At 65.2% G+C, this 13,683-nt stretch carries 11 protein-coding genes and 2 rRNA genes; 4 read left to right on the top strand and 9 right to left on the bottom strand.

The genetic code is table 11. The features are described from left to right. Positions 1 to 52 precede the first annotated feature (52 nt). The 3 genes from H0B43_RS29320 to H0B43_RS29310 form a co-directional block, all read right to left on the bottom strand. Positions 53 to 970 (bottom strand): tetratricopeptide repeat protein, encoded by a 918-nt coding sequence (locus H0B43_RS29320; protein ID WP_185724726.1) that lies wholly within the window; start codon positions 968 to 970, stop codon positions 53 to 55. A 118-nt stretch (positions 971 to 1,088) separates the two neighbouring features. Continuing rightward, positions 1,089 to 1,460, bottom strand: coding sequence for a DUF3817 domain-containing protein (locus H0B43_RS29315; RefSeq protein ID WP_185724727.1), 372 nt, complete (start codon positions 1,458 to 1,460; stop codon positions 1,089 to 1,091). A 64-nt stretch (positions 1,461 to 1,524) separates the two neighbouring features. Continuing rightward, positions 1,525 to 2,718, bottom strand: a complete 1,194-nt coding sequence (locus H0B43_RS29310) for an acetyl-CoA C-acetyltransferase (RefSeq protein WP_185724728.1) — start codon at positions 2,716 to 2,718, stop codon at positions 1,525 to 1,527. Between the two features lie 95 nt (positions 2,719 to 2,813). Between H0B43_RS29310 and mce the strand changes: the two genes are divergently transcribed. Continuing rightward, on the top strand, positions 2,814 to 3,287 hold the full coding sequence (mce, locus tag H0B43_RS29305) for a methylmalonyl-CoA epimerase (protein ID WP_185724729.1): 474 nt from the start codon (positions 2,814 to 2,816) through the stop codon (positions 3,285 to 3,287). Positions 3,288 to 3,342: 55 nt separating this feature from the next. Beyond that, the gene (locus H0B43_RS29300) at positions 3,343 to 4,428 is read left to right on the top strand and encodes a hypothetical protein (RefSeq protein ID WP_185724730.1); all 1,086 of its coding nucleotides are present in this window, start codon (positions 3,343 to 3,345) and stop codon (positions 4,426 to 4,428) included. Here H0B43_RS29300 and H0B43_RS29295 read toward each other — a convergent pair. Both H0B43_RS29295 and nucS read right to left on the bottom strand, forming a co-directional pair. After that, positions 4,425 to 4,751, bottom strand: coding sequence for an ATP/GTP-binding protein (locus H0B43_RS29295; protein WP_185724731.1), 327 nt, complete (start codon positions 4,749 to 4,751; stop codon positions 4,425 to 4,427). The genes H0B43_RS29300 and H0B43_RS29295 overlap by 4 nt on opposite strands. 16 nt (positions 4,752 to 4,767) lie before the next feature. After that, positions 4,768 to 5,442, bottom strand: coding sequence for an endonuclease NucS (gene nucS, locus H0B43_RS29290; protein ID WP_185724732.1), 675 nt, complete (start codon positions 5,440 to 5,442; stop codon positions 4,768 to 4,770). A 36-nt stretch (positions 5,443 to 5,478) separates the two neighbouring features. Here nucS and H0B43_RS29285 point away from each other — a divergent pair, with 36 nt between their 5' ends. Then, the gene (locus tag H0B43_RS29285) at positions 5,479 to 7,080 is read left to right on the top strand and encodes an adenylate/guanylate cyclase domain-containing protein (RefSeq protein WP_185724733.1); all 1,602 of its coding nucleotides are present in this window, start codon (positions 5,479 to 5,481) and stop codon (positions 7,078 to 7,080) included. Here H0B43_RS29285 and H0B43_RS29280 read toward each other — a convergent pair. Together H0B43_RS29280 and H0B43_RS29275 are read right to left on the bottom strand one after the other, a co-directional pair. Next, positions 7,027 to 7,809 carry a TetR/AcrR family transcriptional regulator gene (locus H0B43_RS29280; protein ID WP_185724734.1) on the bottom strand — a complete coding sequence of 261 codons (783 nt, stop codon included), beginning with the start codon at positions 7,807 to 7,809 and terminating at the stop codon, positions 7,027 to 7,029. The two genes, H0B43_RS29285 and H0B43_RS29280, sit on opposite strands and share 54 nt — an antisense overlap. 76 nt (positions 7,810 to 7,885) lie before the next feature. Beyond that, positions 7,886 to 8,260 carry a UBP-type zinc finger domain-containing protein gene (locus H0B43_RS29275; protein ID WP_185724735.1) on the bottom strand — a complete coding sequence of 125 codons (375 nt, stop codon included), beginning with the start codon at positions 8,258 to 8,260 and terminating at the stop codon, positions 7,886 to 7,888. Between the two features lie 141 nt (positions 8,261 to 8,401). On the opposite strand from H0B43_RS29275, the gene H0B43_RS29270 reads away from it, so the two are divergent. Continuing rightward, complete coding sequence (locus H0B43_RS29270; protein ID WP_185724736.1) at positions 8,402 to 10,015, top strand: CdaR family transcriptional regulator; 1,614 nt, start codon at positions 8,402 to 8,404, stop codon at positions 10,013 to 10,015. 81 nt (positions 10,016 to 10,096) lie between these two features. Here the strand turns inward: H0B43_RS29270 and rrf are convergent. Both rrf and H0B43_RS29260 read right to left on the bottom strand, forming a co-directional pair. Continuing rightward, positions 10,097 to 10,213, bottom strand: a 5S ribosomal RNA gene (gene rrf / locus H0B43_RS29265). 122 nt (positions 10,214 to 10,335) lie between these two features. After that, a 23S ribosomal RNA gene (locus H0B43_RS29260) occupies positions 10,336 to 13,469 on the bottom strand. Positions 13,470 to 13,683: the final 214 nt, after the last annotated feature.

The following is a 13,683-nucleotide window of genomic DNA, read 5'->3' as shown; positions in this document are numbered from 1 at the left end:
TTCCGGTCCGGAACCGGGGTGAGTGCCGTCGGCGCTCACCCCGGTGTTCTCCTCAGTACAGGGCGGCGGCAAGCTTCCGGCGCGCCGTCATGACGACGGGCTCGGCCGGGTCGAACAGCTCGAACAGTTCCAGCAGGCGGGTGCGGACCCGCGTCTTGTCGTCGCCGGCGCTGCGGGCCACCAGACCGATGAGCCGGGCGAACGCGGCGTCGGGGGCCTGGGAGTAGAGCTCGACGTCGGCGGCCTGGAACTGGGCGTCGATATCGTTCGGGGCGGCGTCCGCCGCGGCGACGGCGCCGGGATCGACGGACTGCACGCGGGCGAGGAAACGCACCTGCCGGATCGCGCCCTGCGCCTCGGCGTTGGCCGGCTCCTCGTCGAGGATCTTCTGGAACTCGGCCTCGGCGGCCGGCAGGTCGCCCTCGTCGAGGGCGGCCTCGGCGGCGGCGAAGCGTGGATCCTCGGGCTCGGGCTCGTCCGGGTCGCCGTCGCCGGCCGGCGGTCCGGACAGCTTTCCGGCGACCGCCTGCTGGACGGCGGCGAGCCACTGACGCAGTTGCGGTTCCGGCTGCGCGCCCTGGAAGTCGGCGAGCGGTTGCCCGCCGGCGATGGCGACCACGGTCGGGACGGACTGCACACCGAACGCCTGCGCGATGCGCGGGTTGGCGTCGACGTCGACCTTGGCCAGCACCCAGGTGCCACCGGCCTCCCGCGCCAGTTTCTCGAGCAGCGGGGAGAGTTGTTTGCAGGGCTCGCACCAGGTGGCCCACAGGTCTACGACGACCGGAACCTGCTGGGACCGGACGAGCACCTCGGCCTCGAACGTCGCCTCGGTGACGTCGATGACGGGTGCGAGCCCGGTGCTGCCGGGGCCGGCCGGGGCGGCACCGTCACCGGAGGGTGCGGGCGCCGGCGGGGGCGGAGCGGCCGCCCGCTCCTTGAGTGCGGAGAGATCGACTGCTCCACTCATGGCGGCGGCCACTGCTGAGGAACGCGCTGACGGACGAGAACCTGGTCGAGTCACGCCCACCAGTTTGTCACGATTTGCGGGCGCACCGGAATGCGGGCCGTGCCTACGGCGGTGTCGGTCAGACGAGTGAGGGTTCGGCCTTCACCGTGGTCGACCGGGACAGTTCCGCCATGCGGCCGGTGCGCGCCGCCCAGACCTCGAAGATGACGGTGCCGAACGGCGGGACGCTGGCGACGAGGGCCCAGAACGTGGTGACCAGGTTCCAGCTCAGCTTGCGAGCAGTCCACAGCGAGACGAGCAGGTACAGGACGAAGACGCCACCGTGGATGGGGCCGAAGATCTTCACGCCGATCTCGTTGCCGTCGGCAGGCAGGTACTTGAAGGCCATGCCGATGAGGAGGCCGAGCCACGTGAAGGCCTCCAGAATTGCGACAAATCGGAAGCGCTTGGCCGTGGTGCTGAGATCGAAGACGTTCGCCATGCCGACCATTGTGCCCGACCATCTACGACAGTCCGTAGTGGTGTGAGATACACCACCGCGGACTGTCGTCGGATCAGGCCCGGGGGACGCGGACGATGAGGGCGTCACCCTGACCGCCGCCACCACACAGCGCCGCCGCACCCACGCCCCCACCGCGTCGGCGCAATTCCAACGCCAGGTGCAGCGCGATCCGCGCCCCCGACATCCCCAGCGGATGCCCCATCGCGATCGCCCCGCCGTTGACGTTCACGATCTCCGGATCCAACCCCAGCTCCCGCGTCGACGCGATCCCCACCGCCGCGAACGCCTCGTTGATCTCCACCAGATCCAAGTCCTTCGGGTCGATCCCCTCCTTGGCGCACGCCTTCGCGATCGCCCGCGCGGGCTGCGACTGCAACGTCGAATCCGGACCCGCCACCACCCCGTGCGCCCCGATCTCGGCGATCCACGACAGCCCGAGTTCCTCGGCCTTCGCCTTGCTCATCACCACGACGGCGGCGGCTCCGTCCGAGATCTGCGACGCCGACCCGGCGGTGACGGTGCCGTCCTTGCTGAACGCCGGCCGCAGCTTGGCGAGGGATTCCGCCGTCGTGTCCCCGCGCACGCCCTCGTCGGAGCCGACCAGCACGGGTTCACCCCTGCGCTGCGGTACGGGCACCGGTACCACCTCGTCGTCGAAGACCCCGTCCTTCCAGGCCCGCGCCGCCCGCTGATGCGACGCCGCCGCGAACGCGTCCTGCTCCTCGCGGCTGATCCGCTGCCCGTCCTCGGCGTTCTTCGCCTCCGTCAGACTCCCCATCGCCTGATCGGTGAAGATGTCGTACAACCCGTCGAAGGCCATGTGGTCGCGCATCGTGACGTCGCCGTACTTGAATCCCTCCCGCGACTTCTCCAGCAGGTGCGGGGCGCGGGACATCGACTCCTGCCCCCCGGCGACCACGACCTCGAATTCGCCGGCCCGGATGAGCTGATCCGCCAGAGCGATCGCGTCGATCCCGGACAAGCACACCTTGTTGATCGTCAGCGCGGGCACGTCCATGCCGATGCCGGCGGCCACCGCCGCCTGCCGGGCCGGGATCTGACCCGCACCGGCCGTGAGCACCTGGCCCATGATCACGTACTCGACCTGCTCGGGAGCGACGCCCGCCTTCTCCAGCGCGCCACGAATCGCGACCCCGCCGAGATCCGAACCCGACACCTCCTTCAACGAACCCAGCAATCGGCCCATCGGGGTCCGGGCTCCGGCGACGATCACAGAACTGGTCACGATTTCCTCCGCGTGCGAACGAATGGACAGGTGCCGGGCGACCGAAGTCACATCCCGACGAGAACTACCGAAACGGTAGCGCTAACGTCGGGACCATGACACAGTCCTCCCCCACTCAGACCACGTCCCCACTGTCCTCGGACCTGGTGACCGCCATCGACCACGTCGGCATCGCCGTTCCCGACCTCGACGCCGCCATCGCGTGGTACTCCGAACACCTCGGCATGGTGTCGACGCACGAAGAGGTGAACGAAGAGCAGGGCGTGCGCGAAGCGATGCTGAGCGTCGTCGGCTCTCCCGCCGGCAGCACCGCGCTGCAACTGCTCGCACCGTTGAACGAGAACTCGACGATCGCCAAGTTCATCGACCGCAGCGGTCCCGGCCTGCAGCAGCTCGCGTACCGCGTCACGGACATCGACGCCATTTCGGCTCAGCTGCGCGAGCGCGGCGTCCGGCTGCTCTACGACGCTCCCCGCCGGGGAACCGCAGATTCGCGCATCAACTTCGTGCACCCGAAGGACGCGGGCGGCGTTCTCGTCGAACTGGTGGAGCCCGCGGCGAGCCACTAGCGCCGGGCACCAGGCGCAGAGACAAGTTCTACTTTGCCCAGGTAGATTGGCGGCCATGGTAAACGAGCAGGACCGTGGTTCGATCCCCCTTCCCTTTTCCACCGTGCGTAAGGGATTCGACCGGGACGAGGTACGCAACTACTTCGAGCGATTCGACGCCGAGCTCCGCGTCACTGCCGCCGACCGCGACGCCGCGGCGGCGCAGGCGCGGGACCTCGCCAAGCAGCTCGACGACGCGCGCGACGAGATCGACGATCTCCGCAAGGACGTCGACCGCCTGTCCGTCCCTCCCACCACCGCGGAGGGGATGAGCGACCGCATCTCGCGCATGCTCCGTCTCGCGTCGGACGAAGCGTCCGAGGTGCGGGCCAAGGCCGAGGCCGACGCCGCCGAGATGATCTCCGTCGCCGAGCAGGAAGGCGCGCAGCTCCGCGGCCAGTACGAGTCGCTGGTCGCGGAACTCGAAGACCGCCGCAGCGCTCTCGAGATCCAGCACGAGCAGACCATGGCCAAGGCCCGCACGGAGGCGGCGAAGATCGTCGAGGCCGCCCAGGCCGAGCGCGACCGGCTCGCTGCCGAAGCCGAACTGCGCCGCTCGCAGGTGCAGGAAGACTTCGACCTCGCGATGTCCGAGCGTCGCCAGAAGACGATCACCGCGGTCAACGAGCTCGAGGCCACCAGCAAGGCGGAGGCGCATCGTCGGCTCGCCGACGCCACCCACGAGGCGGAGCGCAGACTGCAGGCGGCCACCGACCAGTCGGAGCGCAAGATCGCGCACGCCAAGGAACTGGCGGAGGAACTGCGAGTGCTCCGCGGCCGGATCCTGGCGCAGCTCTTGGGAATTCGGGGACAGCTCGATTCCGTTCCCGCGATGCTGGCGTCGGTCAACCGCGAGAGCGAACTCCTCGACGCGCAGCCCGACGCAGCGTCGTCGAACTCCGAGCAGCGCTCGAACGAGAACAAGAACGCGAACACGAAGCCGGGCGCCGCCGCAGACCGGAAGAACGCGCCGAACGAGTCCGAGAAGAAGTCCGAGGGCGAGTCGGACAACTCCGACGAGGACACGGCGGTACTGACAACTGTCGAGAAGAATCCGGCCCCTCGCCCGGCAGATCAGCGAACCGTGAAGACGGGAAGCTAGGACCACCTGCGCGTCAGGCCCCGGGTGCTGCGTCCCGACCAGCACCCGGTGTGCCAGTGCCGCCGATCCTCGGCTCCGCCGTATTCGGCTGGCCATGTGACGAGGTGGGCGACGCCCGGCCGGATGTCGTGATCGCAGCCGGGGCACCGGTAGGACTTGGTCGCCCGGGCCCCGGGGACGGTGCGCACGATGTAGCTCTCGTCCGCATCGCCTGCCGGGCCGGATTCCTGACGCATCAGCGCGCTTCCGAACAGCGACCCCTCGGAGTTGTCCGTGGGCGCACTGCGGCGCGTGTTCTTCCGCTGCGGTTTACGACGGGGCACGGATTCAGCCTAGGCCTCAGAAGAGCCGGAACTCGGTGCTCTCGGTGCCGCGCAGCGCCTCGTAGTCGAGCACCAGGCACCGGATTCCACGGTCGGTGGCAAGCGTTTTGGCCTGCGGCTTGATCTGCTGGGCGGCGAAGACGCCGCTCACCGGGGCCAGCAGCGGATCCCGGTTGAGCAGTTCCAGGTACCGCGTGAGTTGTTCGACACCGTCGATGTCGCCCCGGCGTTTGATCTCCACAGCGACGGACGCGCCGTCGGCATTCCGGCACAGCAGATCCACGGGACCGATCGCGGTCATGTATTCGCGCCGGACGAGCGTGTAACCGCTGCCGAGGGTTTCGACGTGCTCGGCGAGCAGTTCCTGCAGGTGTGCCTCGACACCGTCCTTGACAAGCCCGGGATCGACGCCGAGCTCGTGGCTGGAGTCGTGCTCGATCTCCTCGATGGTGATCCGCAGTTCCTCGCCGGCCTTGTTGGTCACCACCCACAGGGCTTCCGCATCCTCGGCGGAGTCCTCGACGAGCCAGCACGGCGGCGACATCCAGTTGAGCGGCTTGTAGGCACGGTCGTCGGCGTGGATGCTCACCGAGCCGTCGGACTTGATCAGCAACAGACGACGGGCGGTGGGCAGATGTGCCGTCAAGCGGCCCACGTAGTCGACTCTGCATCGGGCAATCACTAGGCGCACCCGCCCACCCTAAGGGATCGCCCCGACTAGTCTCGAATGACTATGCGCAGCCCTCGCCGATCCGTCGCCCCGCTGGGATCGTGGTTGCTCGGATCGCCCGACGAGAGTCCGCGCCGGCGCCGCATCCGTGTCCAATTGCTGCTGACCGCCCCGCTGGTGTTCACCAATCTCGTCGGCGCGCTGATCACTTCCCTGCTCGTCAGCATCGTCGTCCCGGGCCCGAGCGTGTGGACGAGCGAGTTCACGATCGCGAACTTCGTCGCGGTGCCGGTGTTCGTGCTGTGCGCGGTGTTGATCGGAGTGACCTGGGGCACCAAGCGGTTGGTGTCGGATCTGCGGTGGGCGACGGAGGACGGCGAGCCCACCGACCGCGACCGGGCGGCCGCGTTTCGCGCACCGTGGCGCCTGACCCGGGTCCAGGCGGCGCTGTGGGGCATCGGATTGATCTTCTTCACCACGCTGTACGGCATCATCGATCCCCAGACCATCCCGAAGGTCGCGTTCACGATCGCCCTGGCGGGGATCACGGTCTGCGCATTCTGTTACCTGTTGACGGAATTCGCGCTCCGCCCCATCGCCGCGCGGGCACTCGGATCCGACGGACCGCGCCCCCGCCGCACACTCGGCATCACCGGTCGCACGGCACTGGCGTGGATACTCGGAACCGGCGTTCCTGTGCTGGGGCTGATGCTCATCGCGATCTTCAGTTTCATCCGCCCCGCGAGCCCGACCAGCCTCGCGGTGTCGATCCTCGCGCTCGGCGGGGTGATCCTGCTCTTCGGACTCCTGCTGGTCGTGATCAGCGTGCGGGCCACCGAGGCGCCGATCCGCTCGGTGTCGCAGGGCATGGCGAAGGTGGCGGAGGGCGACCTCGACGCCGAGGTCGTCGTGTACGACGGGACCGAACTCGGCGCATTGCAGACCGGGTTCAACCGGATGGCGGAGGGACTGCGCGAACGCGAGCGGATCCGCGACCTGTTCGGTCGCCACGTCGGGCAGGAGGTGGCCTCCCAGGCGCTCCGCCACCATCCCGAACTCGGCGGGGAGGAACGGGATGTGGCGGTGCTGTTCGTCGACATCATCGGATCCACCACGATCGCAGCCACCCGGTCACCGGCGGAGGTCGTGGACCTGCTCAATCGCTTCTTCGACGTGGTCGTCGACGAGGTCGACCGGCGGGGCGGGTTCGTCAACAAGTTCGAGGGCGACGCGGCGCTCGCCATCTTCGGGGCGCCCGTCGCTCTCGACGATCATGCCGGCGCCGCCCTCTCCGCGGCTAGGGCACTGCGCGAACGCCTCTCGGCCGAGGTGCCGGAGTGCGACGCGGGGATCGGCGTGGCCGCGGGCCGGGCCGTGGCCGGGAACGTCGGCGCACACGAACGTTTCGAATACACGGTGATCGGCGATCCCGTCAACGAGGCGGCGAGACTGTCCGAGCTCGCCAAGAACGTCGCCGGGCACGTCGTCGCGTCGCAGCGCGCGATCGATTCCGCCGCCGAGAACGAACGCAAGCAGTGGAAACTCACGGACACCGTCACCCTGCGCGGGCGTAACGAGCCGACCACGCTGGCGATTCCCGCCGAACTAATGGGCGCCGGTTCCGCCGTCGACGATGAGGGCGCCGACTCCGTCGAGTAGCCGGGCGAGCCCGAATTCGAATGCGTGTGCCGGAGTGAACGCGGCGTTGTGGTACTCGCCCGCCGAGGTTCCCACCCGAGCGGCCAGCGGAAACCTGTCGGGATCGAAGACCTTCTCGAAATGCGGAGCGATGTTCCGCCACCATTCACTGTCCACCTCGCCCTGGGCGGCGAGCGCTGCCGCGTCCACCGCGGCCCGCGCCGCCCCAACGACGAAACTATCCAGCAGCGTGACGACGGAGTCCATGTCGATGTCCGAAAGTCCCAGGCCCTCGACCGCGCGCAGTTCCCGTTCGTACTTGGCCATCCCACCCGGTCCGAGAACCGGCCGGCTCAGTGCGACGACGCCGAGCATCCACGGGTGCGCACACAACAGCTGGAAGTAGTCGCGGGCGGCATCCGTGAGTCGCTCCCGCCACACTCTATCGGTGTGCTCCGCCGGATCGAGTGTTGCGAGGGCGCGATCGAGCATCACCTCGACGAGCTCCGACTTTCCCGGCACGTGTGTGTACAGCGACATCGCGCCGGTGCCGAGTTCGGCCGCCAGCCGTCGCATCGAGACGGCGTCCAGCCCTTCCGCGTCCGCGACGGCAACGGCGGCGTCGACGATACGGTCCAGTGTCAGGCCGGTTTTCCCCTCGCGGGGGCGCGAGATCGGTGCACTGCCGCCACCCCACAACAGCTCCATGGTGCGGGCTGGATCGCCCTGCGGCGTCGCGCTTTTACCCATGCCGAGATCTTCCCACGGCACCCGGGAACAACTCCGCCCGCGACGGGGCGGCGTCGCGTCGCTGCTGCGGCGATCGTTACTGCGATCGCGCGATACGGAGACCGTGCCTGACGTCCTCCGACGGTCCGGGGACCAGGCTCGGCGCGACCACTCGGGCCCCGGTCGCCGGGTACGGCGTGCAGATCTGGACGTCGTGCACGAAGCACCAGCGCCAGTTGTCCCCCGCGTGGAGCGACTGGACGATCGGGTGACCGCTGCGCTCGGCGTGGTGTCTCGCGTGTCTCATCGGTGACGCATCGCTGCATCCGACATAGCCGCACGTCAGGCACAACATCAGGTGCTCCCAGCGGGTACCGAGTGCGAGACAGCCCTCGCACCCGTCCGACGTATGTGCGACGACATCGCGAATCATGTTCAGGTCGGGATCGTGCCAGTTACTGGATCGGGTCATATTTGCCACCCCTCAGTTACCAAGGTTGGCGGTTGACGCGCGTCGCCACATGGTCACCACGGAACGAAAGAATCCCCCGGAATCCGGCCTCTCCGGACAGCGTCCCGGTTTCGACAGCGCAAAACGGGGTAGTTCCATGCCATGGATGTGGATGCAGCCCCAGACCCGAGGGTGGATCACACACCGCGGGCGGCGAACCTGTGCGCGGTGCTGTCCGTCACCGCGCACATGCACGACTGCGGAAACCGGGACGAGATCCTCGCCCTGATGGTGGACGCACTCCCCGAACTCGGCCCCTTCACGGTGGAGCCCGCATCGGCGGTGACGGGCGACCTCCACGACGACGGCGACGTCTGGCGGCATCGCGTCCTGCTCGACGATTCGTGGTCCAGGCCGGTGTCGCTGACTCTGCGGGCCGACTACCCGCCGACCCCGTTGCAGGCCACACTGCTCGAGTTACTGATTCAGCACACGGGCTCAGCCCTGCGCGCCACATCGATGCGAGGGCGGGCCGCCACCCAGGAGCGGCAACTGCTCGAGGCTGCGGAGGACATCGCCACGATCACGGCCCGGGCGCAGCGGCTGGAGCAGGAAGCGAAGATCCATCGGTCGTTCGGCGGCCTCGTCGCCGCCGGCGGCGACGAGTCCGCCATCGCCGAGACCCTCCGCCAGCTGACCGGACTCGCGGTCGGGATCGAGGACGCCTTCGGCAATCTTCGAGTCTGGGCCGGCACTGACAGACCCCCCAAGTACCGCAAGGTCGGCGGCCGGAACCGCGTCGACCTCATTCGCCGCGCCACGACGGAGGGACGTCCTCTGCGCGACGACAACCGGATCGTGCAGATGGTCCGGCCCGGCAAGACGCTCCTCGGAATCCTGTACCTGTCCGACCCGGACCATCGGGCCACCGACTTGCACACCTTCGCCCTCGAGTACGCCGCGACCGTCCTCGCCGTGGACATGTCGCACCGCAGGTCCCTCGCCGAAACGGAGGCGCGGCTCAGCCGCGACCTGGGAGCCGACCTGCTCGCGGGGACCGACGACGACAGCGCGTACTCACGGGCCGACGCGCTCGGGTACGACCTGCACACACCGCAGCGCGTCGTGGTGGTCCAGTGGAGCCCGGACACACCCGTCGAATCCGTGGCCGACGCGTTCCGACGTCACCTCGCGTCGAGCGATTCCGCAGCCCTGCTCGTCCACGGCAACGACACCCGACCCAAGGTTCTTACCGCCGTCGTAGACGCGAGGACCGACGTGAACACCCTCTTCGGAGCGTTGGAGAAGGCACTCGGGCCCGCCGTCGGGGTGGTCGGTGTCGGCTCCGAATGCAGCTCACCCAGCAGTCTGCCCAGTTCGCACACCCACGCGACGCGTGCGCTCGAAATCCGGAAACAGTCGCTGTCACCCCGCGGAGTGGCACTGTTCGACGACCTCGGCGTCTACCGCATCCTCGATTCGCACAGCAGCACCGGCGACGTCGAGGCGTTCGTCCAGGAATGGCTCGGACCGCTCCTCGACTACGACCGGGAGCACCGGAGCACCATGACTGCCACGCTGGCCCAATATCTCGAATGCGGCGGCAAGTACGACGAAACCGCACAGGCCCTCCGGATCCACCGCAGCACCTTGCGGTACCGGATGTCCCGCATCCACGAACTGACCGGACGCGACCTCCGGAGCGTCGACACGCGCCTGAATCTTCACCTGGCGGCCCGAGCACTTCAGGTCCTTGCCGGCGGCGATCGCCGGTGAAACCTGTTGTGGTGCGCACGATTCGATGCCCCGGAATGCCGAAAGCCCCCCAACGGTGTTGGGGGGCTTTCGGTAACGGATGTTCGGCGGTGTCCTACTCTCCCACACCCTGTCGGGTGCAGTACCATCGGCGCTGGAGGGCTTAGCTTCCGGGTTCGGAATGGGACCGGGCGTTTCCCCTCCGCTATGGCCGCCGTAACTCTATGAAACTGTCACACGGAACATCGGCGAAGATCCCACCACCCATGGGTGGTGTTCTTCGTGGTCTGCTCCGAAACGTGTGTTGTTTCAGATACCGCACAGTGGACGCGTAGCTTCTTTGTGGTAAGTCCTCGGCCTATTAGTACCAGTCACCTGCATCCGTTACCGGACTTCCAGTTCTGGCCTATCAACCCGGTGGTCTGCCGGGGGCCTTACCCCCTCGAGGGGGTGAGAAACCTCATCTTGGAACAGGCTTCCCGCTTAGATGCTTTCAGCGGTTATCCCTTCCGAACGTAGCTAACCAGCGGTGCTCCTGGTGGAACAACTGGCACACCAGAGGTTCGTCCGTCCCGGTCCTCTCGTACTAGGGACAGCCTTCCTCAAGTTTCTAACGCGCGCGGCGGATAGAGACCGAACTGTCTCACGACGTTCTAAACCCAGCTCGCGTGCCGCTTTAATGGGCGAACAGCCCAACCCTTGGGACCTACTCCAGCCCCAGGATGCGACGAGCCGACATCGAGGTGCCAAACCATCCCGTCGATATGGACTCTTGGGGAAGATCAGCCTGTTATCCCCGGGGTACCTTTTATCCGTTGAGCGACACCGCTTCCACTTGCCGGTGCCGGATCACTAGTCCCGACTTTCGTCCCTGCTCGACCTGTCAGTCTCACAGTCAAGCTCCCTTGTGCACTTGCACTCGACACCTGATTGCCAACCAGGCTGAGGGAACCTTTGGGCGCCTCCGTTACATTTTGGGAGGCAACCGCCCCAGTTAAACTACCCACCAGGCACTGTCCCTGAACCAGATCATGGTCCGAGGTTAGAGGTCCAATACGATCAGAGTGGTATTTCAACAACGACTCCACACTCACTGGCGTGAGCGCTTCACAGTCTCCCACCTATCCTACACAAACCGAACCGAACACCAATACCAAGCTGTAGTGAAGGTCCCGGGGTCTTTTCGTCCTGCCGCGCGTAACGAGCATCTTTACTCGTAATGCAATTTCGCCGAGTCTATGGTTGAGACAGCTGAGAAGTCGTTACGCCATTCGTGCAGGTCGGAACTTACCCGACAAGGAATTTCGCTACCTTAGGATGGTTATAGTTACCACCGCCGTTTACTGGGGCTTAAATTCTCAGCTTCGCTCCGAGGAGCTAACCGGTCCTCTTAACCTTCCAGCACCGGGCAGGCGTCAGTCCGTATACATCGTCTTACGACTTCGCACGGACCTGTGTTTTTAGTAAACAGTCGCTTCTCACTGGTCTCTGCGGCCCCACCCAGCTCACACTGCAAGAGTGATCACCGGACGAGGCCCCCCTTCTCCCGAAGTTACGGGGGCATTTTGCCGAGTTCCTTAACCATAGTTATCTCGATCGCCTTAGTATTCTCTACCTGACCACCTGTGTCGGTTTGGGGTACGGGCCGTGTGAAAGCTCGCTAGAGGCTTTTCTCGGCAGCATAGGATCACTGAATTCGCCTCATTCGGCTATGCGTCACCTCTCAGGCTGTGTGAATGGCGGATTTGCCTACCATTCGCCCTACAGGCTTACACCAGTATTACCACTGACTGGCTCAGCTACCTTCCTGCGTCACCCCATCGCTTGGCTACTACCAGATCAGGTCCCATGCATCCACGTCCAGGGCCCCCGAAGGGACGTAAGGACGCTTCAGGATGGTTAGTATCACTGATTCACCAGGGGCGCGTTCACACGGGTACGGGAATATCAACCCGTTGTCCATCGGCTACGCCTGTCGGCCTCGTCTTAGGTCCCGACTCACCCTGGGCGGATTAACCTGGCCCAGGAACCCTTGGTCATTCGGCGGACGAGTTTCTCACTCGTCTTTCGCTACTCATGCCTGCATTCTCACTCGTGTGGCCTCCACGGCTGGGTCACCCCGCCGCTTCCATGGCCACACGACGCTCCCCTACCCATCCACACCACTGCCCACGACTCCGCAGAATCGCAGGGGTGCATTGTGTGAATGCCGCAGCTTCGGTGGTGTACTTGAGCCCCGCTACATTGTCGGCGCAGGATCACTTGACCAGTGAGCTATTACGCACTCTTTCAAGGGTGGCTGCTTCTAAGCCAACCTCCTGGTTGTCTTCGCGACCCCACATCCTTTTCCACTTAGTACACGCTTAGGGACCTTAGCTGGCGATCTGGGCTGTTTCCCTCTCGACTACGAACCTTATCGCCCGCAGTCTCACTGCCGCGCTCTCACTCACCGGCATTCGGAGTTTGGCTGATTTCGGTAAGCTTGTGGGCCCCCTAGACCATCCAGTAGCTCTACCTCCGGTGAGAAACACGCGACGCTGCACCTAAATGCATTTCGGGGAGAACCAGCTATCACGGAGTTTGATTGGCCTTTCACCCCTACCCACAGCTCATCCCCTCAGTTTTCAACCTAAGTGGGTTCGGTCCTCCACGACGTCTTACCGTCGCTTCAACCTGGCCATGGGTAGATCACTCCGCTTCGGGTCTAGAACATGCCACTACGGACGCCCTATTCGGACTCGCTTTCGCTACGGCTACCCCACACGGGTTAACCTCGCGACATGCCACTAACTCGCAGGCTCATTCTTCAAAAGGCACGCCATCACCCCCCACACCGAAGTGTGCAAAGGCTCTGACGGATTGTAAGCGCACGGTTTCAGGTACTATTTCACTCCCCTCCCGGGGTACTTTTCACCTTTCCCTCACGGTACTAGTCCGCTATCGGTCACCAGGGAGTATTCAGGCTTATCGGGTGGTCCCGACAGATTCACACCAGATTTCACGGGCCCGGTGCTACTTGGGTTTCCATCACAACAGTCGTCACATTTTCGTGTACGGGATTCTCACCCTCTACGACGGGCCGTTCCAGACCACTTCCACTAACACAACGATTTCTTACTGTCGGCCAACACGGCAGCATTGACAAGATGAACCCCACAACCCCACGAATGCAACACCTGCCGGCTATCACACATCCATGGTTTAGCCTCTTCCGCTTTCGCTCGCCACTACTCACGGAATCACTATTGTTTTCTCTTCCTGTGGGTACTGAGATGTTTCACTTCCCCACGTTCCCTCCACACACCCTATATATTCAGGTGCGGGTAACACGACATCACTCGTGCTGGGTTTCCCCATTCGGACATCCTCGGATCTCAGCTCGGTTGACAGCTCCCCGAGGCTTATCGCAGCCTCCTACGTCCTTCATCGGCTCCTGGTGCCAAGGCATCCACCGTACGCTCTTCATTACTTACAACAAAGATGCTCGCGTCCACTGTGCAGTTCTCAAACAACACACCCCGCTCGAACTCCCGCCAGCACCATGCCCACCACCGAAATGATGCGGTCTGCCTGACATTCGAACCGGATCGTCACTTTCCTGAAAGAAAAAACACTCGCGTGTTCTCTCAGGACCCAACAGTATGTCGATATAACCCTTCTCCCACCGGCACTCGGGCCGGCAGCACATG

Source organism: Rhodococcus sp. 4CII (assembly GCF_014256275.1).
GTDB classification, from domain to species: domain Bacteria; phylum Actinomycetota; class Actinomycetes; order Mycobacteriales; family Mycobacteriaceae; genus Rhodococcus_F; species Rhodococcus_F wratislaviensis_A.
This window is presented reverse-complemented; position numbering and strand designations above follow the sequence as displayed.

What these genes read in the sequence shown, in the direction of transcription:
- H0B43_RS29320 (WP_185724726.1), bottom strand. Translation starts at nt 970, where the DNA reads ATGAGTGGAGCAGTCGATCTCTCCGCACTCAAGGAGCGGGCGGCCGCT.
- H0B43_RS29315 (WP_185724727.1), bottom strand. Translation starts at nt 1,460, where the DNA reads ATGGTCGGCATGGCGAACGTCTTCGATCTCAGCACCACGGCCAAGCGC.
- mce (WP_185724729.1), top strand. Translation starts at nt 2,814, where the DNA reads ATGACACAGTCCTCCCCCACTCAGACCACGTCCCCACTGTCCTCGGAC.
- H0B43_RS29300 (WP_185724730.1), top strand. Translation starts at nt 3,343, where the DNA reads ATGGTAAACGAGCAGGACCGTGGTTCGATCCCCCTTCCCTTTTCCACC.
- H0B43_RS29285 (WP_185724733.1), top strand. Translation starts at nt 5,479, where the DNA reads ATGACTATGCGCAGCCCTCGCCGATCCGTCGCCCCGCTGGGATCGTGG.
- H0B43_RS29280 (WP_185724734.1), bottom strand. Translation starts at nt 7,809, where the DNA reads ATGGGTAAAAGCGCGACGCCGCAGGGCGATCCAGCCCGCACCATGGAG.
- H0B43_RS29275 (WP_185724735.1), bottom strand. Translation starts at nt 8,260, where the DNA reads ATGACCCGATCCAGTAACTGGCACGATCCCGACCTGAACATGATTCGC.
- H0B43_RS29270 (WP_185724736.1), top strand. Translation starts at nt 8,402, where the DNA reads ATGGATGTGGATGCAGCCCCAGACCCGAGGGTGGATCACACACCGCGG.